Raw genomic sequence first — 15,986 nt, forward strand, 5'->3', positions numbered from 1 at the left:
GATGGTGAGCCAACACCATCCTCCTAAAAAATGATTAGTAAACCGGCAGCATAACTAAGCCAAAAAGTGCGCTGCCAAGTTTTAACTTTAACCAAGTACCAAAGTATGATTAAAAATTGCTTATTGCAAGTGCATAAGGTATGTTTTATGCGCTTTAGATTCATTATCTGGATGAAACTAACTTTGATTATGATGTTAATCGCCTGCCTCCATGTGTCGGCAGGTGTCTATTCTCAGCAAAAAGTTACCTTAGATGTTAACAAAACCAAACTGAGTAAAGTGTTGAAGATTATAGAACAAAATAGCGATTACTACTTTGTCTATAACTCGACAAACCAATTATTGAACAAAGAAATATCCTTATCTGTAAAAGAAACGAAGGTTGTCGATTTATTGGATAGACTTTTCAAAAGATCTGATCTTCAATATTCTGTTTCAGGTGACGGACTCGTGGTGATTACACCCAGACAACAATTAAAAGTAAGAGGAATAGTAACGGATGCACAGGGAGTAGCACTATCCGGAGCGACTGTACGCCTTAAAGGAACGGCTATCGGTAAAGCTACAGACCTGAATGGACGCTTTGAATTAGATGTAAATTCCGGTAGTGTACTGTTAATTTCTTTTGCCGGCTATCTGTCTCAGGAAGTAACGGTTCAAAACAACAATGAGATTAAAATCGCACTGCAGGAAGACAATCAGCTTTTAAATGAAGTCGTAGTCACAGCTCTGGGCGTGACCCGTGAGAAGCGTACGCTAGGTTATTCTGTAACCCAGATTAACGGGGAGACACTGACACAGGCTCGTGAAAACAATATTGCCAACTCTCTTGTCGGTAAAGTGGCCGGTCTTGATGTGAGTGCTACTTCCGGAGGTGTCGGGTCAGCGACCAGTGTGGTGATCAGAGGGGCATCCAGTCTGAGCCAGACGAATCAGCCTCTGTATGTTATCAATGGTGTTCCTATGGAAAATGCGCCGGTAGGATTCGGAAATACCAACCCTAACGGAAATAAAGGTAGTCAATGGGACAATGCGCCGGATATGGGAGATGCTATCGGTAACTTGAATCCTGATGACATCGAAAGTATATCTGTACTGAAAGGTGCAGCTGCATCAGCGCTTTATGGTTCACGTGCCAAAGCAGGGGTCATCCTGATCACAACCAAATCAGGAAAAGGTTCCGGGATTGATTTCAGTAGTAACTATGTCGTAGAACAGGTAATGGACCGCACCGACTGGCAATATGTATATGGTCAGGGAACCAATGGTGAAAAACCGATAAGTGCAGCTGCTGCTGCTCAGGTAGGCGGATCCAGCTGGGGAGCAAAATTGGACGGAAGCAGTGTGCCTCAGTTTGACGGGGTTTCCAGACCTTATGTTGCGCAGCAAAATAATATAAAAAACTTCTATAAAGACGGACATACCTGGACCAATTCTTTAGCCCTGAATAAATCATTTGACGGAGGTGCACTTCGTTTTTCTGTCAGTGATGTTTCAAATAAATCTATCATGCCTAATTCGGGTTTAGACAGACAATCTTTTAATCTGACAGGTACATTTGAACCTATCAAAAGACTGGCTATTGATGCACGGGCAAATTATATTATTGAAAAAGCAAAGAATCGTCCGATGCTTTCGGATGGTGCAGGTAGTGCCAATTACAATGCTGTATTTCTGCCAACAAGTCTGGATATCAGAGATCTGAAGCCCTGGAAAACAGATAAGGGAGCAGAAATACCTTACAATACTGGAAATACATGGGATACCAATCCCTGGTTTGCGGCTTATGAAATCCAGAATAATACAGACAGAAACCGGTTGATCAGTTCCATTTCTGCCCGCTATACGTTTGATAACGGCCTGTTTATACAAGGACGTGCAGGACAGGATTTTTATACCAATAGTTACCTGAGTGTACTCCCTCCGGGACTTGCATATGTACCGCCTAATAATTTGGTGTCACAGAAAATGCGTTTTTCAGATATAAATGCGGACGTATTAGTAGGTAAGTCCTTTAAAGTAAATGACGATATTTCCCTGACTCCTAATGTAGGTGCGAGTTACCGTAATACAAAGACAGATCTGACTATCAATCAGGGATCTGGAGTTCTGGTTCCGGGAGTATACAATATTGCAGGTTTAAAGAACAAATCTGTGGCTTATGCAGAGACAGAACAGGAAACGCAGTCTGTATATGGAACAATGGAATTTGCCTACAGAGATATTTTATATCTGACAGGTAGTGCACGTTCAGACTGGTTCTCTACACTCGCCGCACCTGGTAAGGATAATAAACTGAATGTGGTGTATCCTTCTATCAGTGGTTCCTTTGTTTTTACCGAATTTCTTAATTCTTCCACTATCAACTTCGGTAAATTAAGAGCCGGTTATGCTGTTGTCGGACAGGCTACACGGCCTTATCAGACAGCGTTGACCTATAGAGTGATGAGTGAATCCTTAAATGGTGCCTCTTTAGGCCTGATCAATAATCTGGAGATTCCAAATTCCGGATTAAAAGCATCTAAAGCCTCCGAACTAGAGATCGGTACTGATTTACGCTTTTTCAATAACCGTTTGAATGTCGATCTGACCTGGTATAAAAAACGTTCGGATGATGAGATTACCGCTGTGACTACATCAAGCACAGTAGGATATGACGGAGCGATTCTCAATTCAGGATCTATTGAAAATAAAGGGGTAGAAGCATTGATTACCGGAGTTATTATTAAAAAGGAAGATTTCAACTGGACTTCTTCTATTAATATGACTTACAATAAGAATACAGTTATCTCTCTTGCAGATGGTGTTCCTGAACAACTGATTGCGACATCTCGTTCCGGTGTAGGTTTTCTGAAGAATATTCCTGGAAAAGCTTTGGGTCAGATTGTAGCATACGACTATAAGTATGATGCAAACGGAGAGATTGTAAGACTGGCAGATGGTTCTCCTGACAGAGGCGAATTGAAAGATTATGGTTCTGCCTATAACAAATGGTTTGCCGGTTGGAACAACGACTTTACATACAAAAGATTCAACTTCGGATTCCTGATTGACGGTAAATTCGGAGGCAAACTGTTCTCCGGAACAGACTATCTGGGCTATATCAAAGGATTACACAAAGAGACTCTGGAAAATCGCGAGACATTGGGTAATACTGCACCCAAATTTTATGAAAATACAGCCAACAATACATCATTCCGTTTTGTGAATGATGCCAGTTTTATCAAATTCAGACAGTTGACTTTCGGTTACAGTTTCCCTGCGAAGATGTTTAATAATAAGATCAATAGTTTAAATGTCAGTCTGGTAGCCCGTAATCTGTTTATTCTGATGAAGAAAACAGATAATATAGATCCGGAGTCCAGCTACAATGCGACATTCCCTGGTCTGGAACTGGGAGGTATGCCGCCGGCTAGAACTTTTGGGGTAAACTTAAATGTTAAATTTTAATCAAGAAGAACAGTATGAAAAAGAACACAATAAAAATATATGGTCTTTTGGTTGTAGCCGGACTTTTGGGAATGACAGCCTGTACCAAAGATTTTGTGGATATTAATACGGATCCTGTCAATAGCGGGCCGACAACTTTTAATCCTAATTTCAATTTCACCACTTCACAGTTGACTTATACAGGAAGTACAGACTTTGCTTATGAGACCTGGCGTGGTAATCTTATCTACTCAGGTACCATGATACAGGGACTTTCATCAGTGGTCAGCTATTGGGCGGGAGATAAATACATGCTTACTCCCTGGTATACTTCGGCTTATTGGGAAAGGGCTTATGCTGAACAGGTAAAACCGATAGTGGATGTAATCGAACTGACTCGTGATAAACCACAATATAAGAATTTGCATAACGTAGCACGTATCTGGAAATCCCTTATTTTTGCCCGGATCACAGATCTGTATGGAGATGTTCCTTATTCTGAAGCCGGTAAGGGTTACTATCAGAATAATCTGTCTGCCAAATACGATAAGCAGCAGGAAATATATATGAGTATGCTGAAAGAAGTGGAAGAAGCTATGGCCGCATTAGACGCCAATGCAGATCAGGTAACAGGTGATGTGATCTATAAAAGTGATCTCGAAAAGTGGAAACGCTTTGGAAACTCCCTGATTTTACGATTAGCTATGCGTCTGACTAAAGTGGACGAGACCACTGCCAAAGCATACGCCGAGAAAGTGGTTGGTAAAACCCTTCAAAGCAATGCGGATAATGCTTTTTTGAAGCATGATGTCAGTGGTGCACGGGTAACGCAGAACCGTAATGCTCAGGTATTATTGGGAGATGGCGGACAGGAACATTATTATGTAAAATGGTCGGATACCTTTATCAATGCCTTGAAGAGTGCAAATGATCCGCGTATAAATGTAGCCGTTACTAAATTTTTCCTTACTCCAAATGAACTGGATGATAATGGAAATAAAAAACAAAACCCAAATTACGTGACCGACCCTGCGGTTCAGAAAGGTATGCCAAACGGGAAAGATCTGAATAGTAATCCTTTGTATGCGATCAGTTCGCATCCTTCCTACACCAGTTTTCCGGAATATTCGTCACCACATCCGGGAATGATTAAAAGAGATGGAATTACATTTATTCTGACCTATGCGGAGAGTGAGCTTTTGTTAGCTGAGGCTGCGCAGCGATGGGGGATAGGAGGTTCGGCTGCTACTCATTATAAAAATGCCGTAAAAGCCGGTATCACATTCTTAGGTCAGTATGATGCTGCATTAACAATAAGTGATGCGGATGCCGAGACCTATGCTACTTCACATCCGTTGACAGGAGGACTGGCTCAGATTGGTCAGCAATACTGGATTCATCAAAATACAGCACTGAATTTTTATGAATCATGGTTCAACTGGAGAAGAACCGGATATCCGAATCTGACACCGGTTGTGTATCCGGGAAATGCAACAGGCGGTACGATACCACGTCGTTTTCCTTATCCTGTAGCGGAAGAAGCGGGATCTAATAGTGCTTACTATAAAGCTGCGTCTGCTGCCGTTCCGGGAGGAGATAATCTATCCGGACGTGTATGGTGGGATAAACAATAAGGCATAAATCCTATGAAATAAAAAACGGGCTATTCTTAAAAAGATAGCCCGTTTTGCTTTTTACCGTGTATAGAAAAGATGTACAGATTAAAATAATCCCATCTGTCCCTTATCATCTATCTGTATATCATCCGGATTCGTAATCTCCAGTTTGATTCCGGAATCTGCAGACGTTCCTTTGTCGTCTGATGCCTCAACATTTCCGGATTCATCTGATTTAGCTTCTTCTCCGGTTGCTTGGGCAACGGCTTCGTTTGCCGCTTTTTCTTTTATTAAAGTCAGATCCTCTTCCGGTGTAATCAGCTCAATTTTCCTGATATTATGGAAGGATAATCTGTTACCCTGAGCTTTGATACCTTTTACATCGATAATCTCGGTAAGAGATTGTTCCAGTACTTCTTCTGTTTGTGATTTTCCTTTGAGGAGCTCCAGTTTGACAACCGGTACAGCAGCATTGGTCAATACGATCAGTTTAGATCCCGGCTCGTCATTGATCAGTGTCATACGTTTACCTATCGGAAGGTCATCGAATGTAAAACGTTTTACATAAGTAGTTCCACTTTTGCCGTCCTGATGAATCGCAGAATATACATGGTCAGGGTAGAACTTCTCAATACGAATCATCTTCTCATCAAAGTGATTACTCAGATCAAAGTTGGACAACTCATATGAGCCGTCTGATAGTACAACCAGTATTTTGTCGTCTCCGTCAAACTCACCCAGATATTTACCTCTTTCATCGACATTCAAACGTTTCAGGATTTCGTCGTACCAGATTTTACGTCCTGCCAGTGTCGATACACCAGCGCTTTTGAACGAAATCTTTTTGACGGGATATTTCGATACAATATTTCCCTGAGATGCCCTTCCTTTGATTGCAATTTCAGCCAGATCCAGATCAAATGTCAGCTTACGAAGCTTAGAATGTGGTTTTAACTGTACATTGATTACCTCAGCTTCACCATTAGGGTTAGCCGTGAAATATAATATTTTTGATCCTTTCGATCCTTTCGATACATCATACTCCTTGTCACGTGTCACTCCCACTACTGCAAATCGTTTTACATAGCTGGTACCTGTCCCACCTTCTTTGTATACCGCATTGTAGATGGTGCGCTCATCTCCTTTTTTGAAGACCGCCACGTGAATAATATCTTTACCGACAAAAACCTTGTCCTGAATCTTTGTGACCACATATTTGCCATCTCCGCGGAATACGATGATATCATCGATATCGGAACAGTCACTTACGAATTCATCTTTTTTCATGCCTGTACCGATAAATCCTTCTTCACGGTTGACATATAATTTCGCATTTGCCAGTGCTACCTGTGTCGCTTCTACCTTATCAAAAGCACGAAGTTCAGTCCGGCGCTCCCGGCCTTTACCATATTTATCACGCAGTCTTTCGAACCAGGCTATGGCATATTCCGTCAGTTGCCGAAGGTGACGTTTTACATTTTTGATTTCTTCCTCCAGTGCTGCCATCTGTTCGTCCGCTTTCTTTACGTCGAAACGGGTAATGCTACTCATCGGTTTGTCGATCAGACGCTTATAATCTTCCGGTTCGATAGGACGGTAAAAGAGGTGGAAAAAGGGTGTGAACAGTTCATTTAATACCTGAACAACGGTATCAAAATCCCCGGAGTTTTCATAATCAGGATGCTTGTACATGCCCTCCTGAATAAATATTTTCAATAGGGTACTGAAGAAAATCTTTTCATGCAGATCATGCAACTTAATCTCCAGCTCCTGTTTCAACAGGTTTTTTGTGTTTTTTGTATTTTCAATGAGTACATCGTTGACACTCATAAAATGAGGTCTGTCGTTTTTGATGACACATGTATTGGGAGAAATCGAAACTTCGCAGGCTGTGAATGCATACAGAGCGTCTATGGTCACATCCGGAGAAATTCCGGGAGCAAGGTGAACAATGATTTCTACATTTTCAGCTGTATTATCTTCGATTTTTTTAATCTTGATCTTTCCTTTGTCATTGGCCGCGACGACACTTTCAATAAGCCCTCCTGTAGTTGTACCAAACGGGATTTCTGTGATGGCAAGAGTTTTTTTGTCCCGTTCCTCAATTTTGGCACGTACCCGTATTTTACCTCCGCGTTGTCCCTCGTTATAAGCCGAACAATCTGCCATACCTCCTGTAAGGAAATCAGGCAATATATTGGGACGTTCCCCATTCAGGACCTGTATAGAACCATCGATCAGCTCGTTGAAATTGTGCGGCATGATCTTGGTCGCCAGACCTACTGCGATACCTTCAGCCCCCTGTGCCAGCAGCAATGGAAATTTGACCGGCAATGTGACCGGTTCTTTGTTACGACCGTCATAGCTGAGCTGCCATTCGGTAGTTTCGGGATTGAAAGCAACTTCAATAGCAAACTTCGATAGCCTTCCTTCTATATAACGCGGAGCTGCTGCCGAATCACCTGTAGTCGGATCACCCCAGTTACCCTGACAGTCGATCAGTAAATTTTTCTGACCCAATTGTACCATAGCATCTCCGATAGAAGCATCTCCGTGAGGATGGTACTTCATCGTATTACCTATGACATTGGCAGCCTTATTATACCGTCCGTCATCCATCTCTTTCAGCGAGTGAAGGATGCGTCGCTGTACAGGCTTGAAGCCGTCATTAATATGGGGAACCGCACGATCCAGGATCACATAAGAAGCATAATCCAAAAACCAGTTCTCATATAAACCGGTAATAGGAATCGTATTACTTGTCTGTTCGTTTTCTTGGGGTGTAAGTTCTTCCGGATTATCGTTGTTGTAATTCGTTTCGTCGCTCATTTACGGTACACTAATATCGTTAGACTTATTTGTATGGGTCTGATTTCTCAATCCGGGTAAAAATACAAAACGATTTTGGAATCTCCCAACGCTTCATGCCACTAGCCGTACAAAATAAAAGTGACGGGACAGAAAAGCCCTTTCTGATTCAGAAATCAATGTATTCGGTTCAGATACGATTTTCTACGGTTCAGTAATTTACTCCATTTATTATAGGTACGAACTCCGGTTCTTTGTGCTTGAAAAATTTTAATGATATCACAATGGTAAAGCAGGAATTTATTTTCAGAAGCACTTTTAATCGTTTGATCCCAATCGCTGCACTCATTTTTATATTAGGCTCTTGTACGGGTAATCAGCAAGAGGAAAACTATGGCGAGCAAGCTGTAGATGCCGATTTTATAACATTAGCAACAGGAACCACCAATCTTATCAAGACCTATCCGGGTACTATTGAAGGAACTGTTAATGTGGATGTGAGAGCACAGGTGTCCGGTTATCTGGAAACTATTTTTGTGCAGGAAGGAGATTATGTCAATAAAGGACAGGCTTTATTCAAAATAAAAGCAGATGTATTCAGTGAACAGGTCAATAATAGTGAGGCATCCTTAAAGGCAGCCATTGCTGCACAGGCGAATGCCAGAATCGAACTTGACAAAATCAGACCACTGGTACAGGGAAAAGTTGTTTCCGAATTACAGCTTCAGACTGCACAGGCGCAGTATGATGCAGCGACCGCACAGGTTGCACAGGCCAGATCGGCCTTGGGATCTTCCCGCATAAACGCAGACTTTGCAGTTATCAAAGCACCTGTGAGTGGTTATATCGGAAGGATTCCAAACAGAGTGGGTAATCTGGTAACACCTACAGATGCTTCTCCGTTAACGACCTTGTCTGAAATCAATAATGTATTTGTCTATTTCTCATTGAGTGAAGCTGAATTTATAGATTTTACAAAAGCCAGAAAGAATGATGAGGGTATGAATACTGTTGAAATCATCATGGCGGATGGTACAGTATACGGGCACAAAGGCAGAGTAGAGGTGGCGAGTGGTAATATCGATCGTGCGACAGGTTCCATTGCGCTGAAAGCTGTATTCCCCAATCCGGAAAAAGTACTTCGCTCAGGCGGTGCAGGCAGAATCGTACTTACCCGAAAGATAGACGAAGCGATAAGTGTACCTATGGCAAGTGTAAAAGATATACAGGATAGATTTTTTGTGTTTGCACTTACAGACAGCAGTAAGGTGGCTATGAGACCTATTGAGATTTCCGGTCGCTCAGGACAAAATTATATTGTCAGATCCGGTGTAAAACCCGGCGATAAAATAGCAGTCAATCGCATAGATATGCTTGCGGAAGGAGTTAAAGTAGCTCCTGTTAGTGTTGCAGCAGACTCGTTGGCTCATTAATAATTATTTCAAAAAGTAATCATGTTAAAAAAGATCATAGACAGGCCAGTAATGGCCACCGTAATTTCCGTAGTATTATTGATACTCGGTATTATCGGTTTATTAAGACTGCCCGTTACCCGTTTTCCGGATATTTCTCCACCCACCGTTATGGTGTCAGGAAGCTATCCCGGCGGAAACAGTGAGGCCGTGATCCGTTCGGTGGTGACCCCATTGGAAGAACAGATAAATGGTGTGGAAAATATGGAATACATTAAGTCCAGCGCCAGTAATGACGGATCATTTTCCATTTCTATTATTTTCAAACAAGGTGTTAATGCTGACCAGGCTGCGGTGAATGTACAAAACAGAGTGCAGCAGGCCACACCTATACTTCCTGAAGAGGTGATTCGTATGGGACTTACCACTTCCAAACAGCAAAACAGTATGATCATGATCTTCAACGTATATACCGAAGATAACAGTAAATACGATGAACTCTTTTTGCAAAATTATGTCAATATCAACGTACTTCCGCAGATTAAACGGGTGCCGGGGGTAGGACAGGCGCAAGTATTTGGTATCAAGGATTATTCTATGCGCGTATGGCTGAATCCACAAAAAATGGCGGCTTACGGATTGATCCCTGCGGATATCAATCAGGCAATTTCCAGCCAGAGTATAGAAGCTGCTCCCGGAAAATTAGGAGAAGAGTCTGATGCTGCTTTGGAATATGTAATGCGTTACAAAGGTAAAAAGAACCAGACGGAAGAATATGAGAATATTATTGTCAAAAGAAATGGGACAGAGCTTGTAAGGCTGAGAGATGTGGCCCGTATAGAATTCGGATCGATCAATTATAGTGGGAATTCAACATCTAACGGTAAAAATGCCGTGACGGTAGCCATTCTGCAGACGACCGGATCCAATGCCAATGATATTGAAATCGGTGTAAGAGATGTGCTTACCGATGCTTCGAAAACATTTCCTCCAGGAGTGAAATATGTGAATCTGATGAGTACAAAAGAGCGCCTGGATGAAGCTACAGGGCAGGTCAAATCAACACTGATCGAAGCCTTTATACTGGTATTTCTTGTCGTATTTCTATTTCTTCAGGATTTCAGATCTACTATTATTCCAGCTATTGCGGTACCGGTCGCTATTGTAGGGACATTCTTTTTCCTTCTTGTATTTGGATTTACGATCAATGTATTGACACTCTTTGCTCTGGTGCTCGCCATTGGTATTGTTGTCGATGATGCTATTGTGGTGGTCGAAGCGGTACACAGTAAGATGGAGGGAACTAATCTGACTGGTAAAGAAGCTACGCACAGTGCAATGGGTGAAATTACGGGTGCTGTTATCTCGATCACACTTGTGATGTCCGCAGTATTTATTCCGATTGGATTTATGACCGGTTCATCAGGTATATTTTATAAGCAGTTTGCATATACATTAGCGATTGCAATTATTATATCAGCAGTCAATGCATTGACCCTTACACCCGCCTTATGTGCATTATTGCTGAAAAATAATCATACAGAAGGACATTCGGAATCAACTGCAAAAGCCGGATTCAAAAAACGATTCTTTACAGCATTTAACGCCGGATTTGATAACCTTACCGGGAAATATATAAAAGGTCTGAAATTTCTGACGGCAAAAAAATGGCTGGGTGCAGGATTCATTGTACTTATCACTGCGGTAGCCGGATGGTTAATGATGAGTACGCCAAAAAGTTTTGTTCCGATGGAAGATGATGGATTTATCATCTATAATTTAAGTATGCCCCCGGGAACCGCTTTGGACAGAACCACAGCGACAGCTGAAAGAATAGATGCTATTCTGGAAAAAACAGAATCTGTCGAGACAAGCTCAACGATTACCGGATTTAACATCCTGTCCAATAGTGCCAGTCCGGCATATGCTATGGGATTTATCAAGCTGAAACCTAAGAAGGAACGTGGTCAGATACAAGATATAGATGAGATCATGGGCATCCTGTCCGGACAATTTGCAGCCATCAAAGAAGGTACAGTAATGGCCTTCAGAAGTCCGCCGGTTGACGGCTACGGTGTTACCGGAGGAGCAGAGATTGTTCTGCAGGACAAAGCTGGCAAATCTCCGGAAGCCCTCAAAAAGATGGCGGATCAGGTCATGGGAGAGATTATGCAACAACCGGGTGTTCAGTATGCTTATACCACGTTCAGAGCCGATTTTCCACAGTTGGAAATCGAAGTTGACGAAGATAAAGCACAGCAGGTGGGCGTACAGATCAATAGCATGATGAGTACGATACAATCTTATTTTGCAGGTGATCAGTCCCTGAATTTTACAAGATTCGGTAAATTCTATAGAGTCAATGTAAAAGCAGATGGCGTATTCAGAATGGACGAAGATGCCTTCAATGAAATATTTGTGCGTAATGACCAGAATCAGATGGTTCCGGTGAAAGCAATGGTGGTACTCAAAAAAGTATATGGTCCGGAATCTTTATCCAGATATAATCTCTTTAATGCACTGACCATTAGTGTCGTTCCTGTGCCGGGAGTAAGTAGCGGACAAGTTATGGACAATCTGGAAAAGGATGTACTCGGTAAACTGCCTACTGATTATGGATATGAATGGACAGGTCTGAGTCTGGAAGAGAAATCTGCCGGAAATCAAACTGTCATTATTCTGACCCTCTGTCTACTGTTTGTATATTTCCTGCTGGCAGCCCAATACGAAAGCTATCTTTTGCCACTATCTGTATTACTATCCATACCTACAGGTATTATAGGAGCCTTTGCTTCCATAAAAGCCATCGGACTGGATAACAATATCTATGTTCAGGTTGGTCTGATTATGTTGGTCGGACTTCTTGCCAAGAATGCTATTCTTATCGTCGAATTTGCCGTGCAAAGGAGAGCTGCGGGATCTTCTATCAAAGATTCTGCTATAGACGGTGCACGATCCAGGTTGAGACCGATAATCATGACATCACTGGCCTTTATAGTGGGAATGATTCCACTGATGGTAGCCACCGGAGGTTCAGCAATGGGTAACCGATCCATCAGTACCGGCGCAGCTATCGGGATGCTGACAGGAGTTATTTTCGGAGTATTCGTAATTCCATTGTTGTATATGCTGTTTCAATATCTGCAGGAAAAAGTTTCAGGGAAAAATAAAACAAACCAACAAGTACAAAATATAGAGTAATGAGATCAATCATCAATCATATCGCCATGTGCATAGGAACAGCAGTGTTGCTATCCTCCTGTGCGGTTGGTAAACCATATAGTCGTCCGGATCTGGCCACACCGGAAAATTACAGAGAACAGGTACAGGTGACAGGAGATACTGTTCTGTTGCCATGGAAGACCTTTTTTAAAGATCCTGATCTTGTCATATTGATAGAAAGGGCATTAGAAAAGAATAAAGATATTTCTGTTGCAATGCTGAATCTGCAACAACTGGATTTATCCTATAAGCAGGCTAAGCGGGGATTGCTGCCAACACTTAATCTTGCTGTAGGAGCATCCCGTGTCTATCAGTCCAAGAATTCCCTGAACGGATCTTTGAGTGAACAGTTTACAGGAGAAAAATACATGGATGATTTTTCTGCAACACTTACAGCATCATGGGAAGCAGATATCTGGGGAAAAGTGCGCCTGCAGAAAGAAGCTGCCAGAGCAAATTATCTGATGCAGCAGGAAAACCTGACCGCACTGAAAACCCGTATTATCGTGCAAGTTGCGCAAGCCTACTATAATCTGATCACATTAGATGAACAGCTGAAAATTGCAGCAAATAATATCGAGCTCAGTGAGGAGACATTGCAGATGATCAGACTTCAGTTTCAATCTGCCCAGGTTAATTCATTAGGAGTAGAACAGGCCGAAGCACAGAAAAAAACCGCTGAGTTACTGGTTCCTTTAGCCAAACAGAATATCGCCATACAGGAAAATGCGTTGAGTATTCTGTGCGGTGCATATCCGGATCGGATTGACCGTTCTGCAGGATTGGAAACATACAGCCTTGAAGAGAATTTTCCGGTAGGTGTACCTGCGCTGCTATTAAGCAGAAGACCTGATCTGAAAGTAGCAGAATATGCTGTCGTAGTGGCAAATGCCAATGTAGGACTGAACAAAGTGGCGATGTATCCTTCCATCAGTCTCACTCCTTCCATTGGAGCCAACTCCTTTAAGTTTAATAACTGGTTTGATCTTCCGGGATCATTGGTGAAGAATATTGCCGGAAATATTACGCAACCTATATTTCAGAAGAAAGAACTTCAAACAAACTACGAGCAGGCAAAAATAGAACAGCAGAAAACAGCCGAACAATTTCGCCAGTCTGTCATGAATGCTGTAGCTGAAGTATCAGATGCTATGGCCAAAACACAATATACAAACGAACGTGTAGGTCTGGTAAAACAACGGAAAGCCTCTTTGGAAAAGGCCGTAAACGATGCAATGCTGCTATATAAAAGTGGTATGGCAACCTACCTGGAAGTTATTACGGCACAGAATAATTCCTTACAGAATGATCTGGAAGCAATCAATATACAGAAAGAAAAATATGATGCCATGACAGAGCTATACAGAGCATTGGGTGGTGGTACAGAATAAATTTAGTGGGTGTTTATATTAAGGATCGGCTCTTTTCCGGAGCCGGTCTTATTTTTATATTACTCAATATCCTGATGCAATAGGAAAGTAGAGTAAAGACAATTTCCTGAACGCAACAGAAAAGAAAAACCTTGTTCTTCCGGAGATTGACACCATTAAGAGTCAAGCCATTCTTTGAATACGATAGCCTTTTCCCGGCTAACGATAACCTCCATATCGATACCGTTTAATATCACTTTAAGTTTACCGTTGAAGTAATTGACCACTTGCTGTACAGCATCAATATGGACAATAAACTGCCGGTTGGCTCTGAAAAACAGACGGGGATCAAGCTGTTGCTCCAGTTCCTCCATACTTTGCGAGAGTAAAATATCCGTTCCGTTTCGGAGACGGGCCTTTATCGCTTTCAGTTCCACATAGATACATTTGACGTCACTTACCAATACTGTTTTGTAGCCATCTCGGAAGGGAAGTAAAAATCTTGTTCTGTATTCTTTTGGCTGGATATAATGTAATAAGCGTTCTATCGAAAGATGGTTGGTATTGATGGAATTATACATTTCTGTTTTCCTGAAAGCTACTTCAAGTTCCTCCTGTTCGATTGGTTTGAGCAGGTAATCAACACTGTTATATTTAAAAGCCTGGACGGCATATTCGTCATAAGCAGTAGTGAAGATAATGAAGCAATCGATCTTCACCCGTTCAAAAATATCAAAGCTCACACCGTCAGACAGCCGGATGTCCATCATCACCAGATCCGGCATTCCGTTTTTAGAAAACCAGACTACCGCATCACTTACACTGTCCAATACGGCCAATACACAGGCATCGGGTCGTATGGTATGGATCAAACGCTTAAGGCGATCTGCATTGAGTTTTTCGTCTTCGACTATTACTATCTTATCGATCATACTCCATTAAATGAATAATTACTTTAAATGAATCCGTACTCGTCACAATTTCGGGAGGCTGTTTGGACAGAAGATTAAAGCGGCTGATAATATTAGTCAGTCCTATACCTGTCGAATATCCTTCAGGTTTCTCTATCAGTGATAAGGTGTTTTCTACCGTTAATATATGTTGTGTACTTGTGCGGATTGTTATTCTGAGCGGATTTTTACGATCCGTTTTATTATGCTTGAGGGCATTTTCTATAAGCAACTGGAGGGTGAGCGGAGGGATATACATATTTTTACTCTCTTCCTGGACGTCGATTTCAAAGTGCACCCCCTGTCCGATACGATGTTTGATCAGGAAAATATAAGAGTTCAGAAATTTAAGCTCTTCTTCCAGAAGGATCATATTCTTTTTAGAATTGACCAGCAGGAAACGATATACTTTGGAAAAACTCTCCGAATACGCATATCCGAGTTGCTGGTCTTCCAGTATAAGCTCGGAGAGTACACTCAGATTATTGAAGATAAAATGTGGGTTCAGCTGTAGTTTCAAGGCATTCAGTTCTGCTTCTACAGAAGCCTGTTTCCATTCCGCTGTACGCAATTTATGATTTGCGACCTGTGTCTCTGTGTTTACCCAGTTGTTGATCAGATAACTTCCTGTATTGATGGAGATAATCATAAACGAAATAATCATGCTGACAATAATAAGTTGCAGCAGGTTTCGGATTTCCTCCATAGATGGCTCGGATTGAGAGTATGCAGGGTCATCATAGATCAGGTAATAACATAACGAATTCAGAGCAATGAGAATCAGCACTACAAAAAAATTGAGACTGAGTTCCAGTATAAGTCTTTTTATTTTGTTTTTTGTCCATGAAGCATACTTATTCAGACGCGAATGAATAAAAATACTGGATTCCGAGATCAGAAAGCAAAAGATAAAGGAAATAGCTAACTCTTCAATGATTTCGAATACACCCCGTTTAAAATAACCCTGCCAGAATTCGGCATAAGGGTCTATAAGAAAAGAAACCAGATAAAATAACAGGAAGGCAAAAACAACTAATAAGATTCTCTTAACCTTATTTGTAGGAAGTTTTTTCTCTGTAATGATCACCTCTTTATTGTATGCTGTCAAACTTGAAAAAATTAGCGTATGAGCAATACGGTATATATATTGTAAGATACAAAATTGAGCTTTATTCTTTA

Annotated in this window: 8 protein-coding genes; 5 read left to right on the top strand and 3 right to left on the bottom strand. The window is 41.6% G+C overall.

Annotation, left to right across the window (positions count from 1 at the left end):
* Positions 1-147: 147 nt before the first annotated feature.
* Together B4B65_RS08250 and B4B65_RS08255 are read left to right on the top strand one after the other, a co-directional pair.
* Positions 148-3,450 carry a SusC/RagA family TonB-linked outer membrane protein gene (locus tag B4B65_RS08250; protein ID WP_293914988.1) on the top strand — a complete coding sequence of 1,101 codons (3,303 nt, stop codon included), beginning with the start codon at positions 148-150 and terminating at the stop codon, positions 3,448-3,450.
* Between the two features lie 14 nt (positions 3,451-3,464).
* Entirely contained in the window at positions 3,465-5,063 is a 1,599-nt protein-coding gene (locus B4B65_RS08255; RefSeq protein ID WP_293914989.1) for a SusD/RagB family nutrient-binding outer membrane lipoprotein, read from the top strand.
* Between the two features lie 87 nt (positions 5,064-5,150).
* Here the strand turns inward: B4B65_RS08255 and B4B65_RS08260 are convergent, their stop codons facing one another.
* Positions 5,151-7,874, bottom strand: coding sequence for a DNA gyrase/topoisomerase IV subunit A (locus B4B65_RS08260; RefSeq protein ID WP_293914990.1), 2,724 nt, complete (start codon positions 7,872-7,874; stop codon positions 5,151-5,153).
* 263 nt (positions 7,875-8,137) lie between these two features.
* On the opposite strand from B4B65_RS08260, the gene B4B65_RS08265 reads away from it, so the two are divergent.
* The 3 genes from B4B65_RS08265 to B4B65_RS08275 are packed head-to-tail and all read left to right on the top strand — an operon-like array spanning position 8,138 to position 13,878.
* Positions 8,138-9,286, top strand: coding sequence for an efflux RND transporter periplasmic adaptor subunit (locus B4B65_RS08265; RefSeq protein ID WP_293914991.1), 1,149 nt, complete (start codon positions 8,138-8,140; stop codon positions 9,284-9,286).
* 21 nt (positions 9,287-9,307) lie between these two features.
* On the top strand, positions 9,308-12,466 hold the full coding sequence (locus B4B65_RS08270; protein WP_293914992.1) for an efflux RND transporter permease subunit: 3,159 nt from the start codon (positions 9,308-9,310) through the stop codon (positions 12,464-12,466).
* On the top strand, positions 12,466-13,878 hold the full coding sequence (locus B4B65_RS08275; RefSeq protein WP_293914993.1) for an efflux transporter outer membrane subunit: 1,413 nt from the start codon (positions 12,466-12,468) through the stop codon (positions 13,876-13,878). The genes B4B65_RS08270 and B4B65_RS08275 overlap by 1 nt, the downstream gene beginning before the upstream one ends.
* Before the next feature lie 155 nt (positions 13,879-14,033).
* On the opposite strand, the gene B4B65_RS08280 is transcribed toward B4B65_RS08275, so the two are convergent.
* Together B4B65_RS08280 and B4B65_RS08285 are read right to left on the bottom strand one after the other, a co-directional pair.
* Positions 14,034-14,789, bottom strand: a complete 756-nt coding sequence (locus B4B65_RS08280) for a LytR/AlgR family response regulator transcription factor (protein WP_293914994.1) — start codon at positions 14,787-14,789, stop codon at positions 14,034-14,036.
* A complete protein-coding gene (locus tag B4B65_RS08285; RefSeq protein WP_293914996.1) occupies positions 14,779-15,915 on the bottom strand; it encodes a sensor histidine kinase in 1,137 nt (378 codons plus the stop codon). Before B4B65_RS08285 ends, B4B65_RS08280 begins: the two co-directional genes overlap by 11 nt.
* Between the last annotated feature and the right edge of the window lie 71 nt (positions 15,916-15,986).

The sequence above is a fragment of the Sphingobacterium sp. UBA5789 genome (genome assembly GCF_002418355.1).
Classification (GTDB): Bacteria; Bacteroidota; Bacteroidia; order Sphingobacteriales; family Sphingobacteriaceae; genus Sphingobacterium.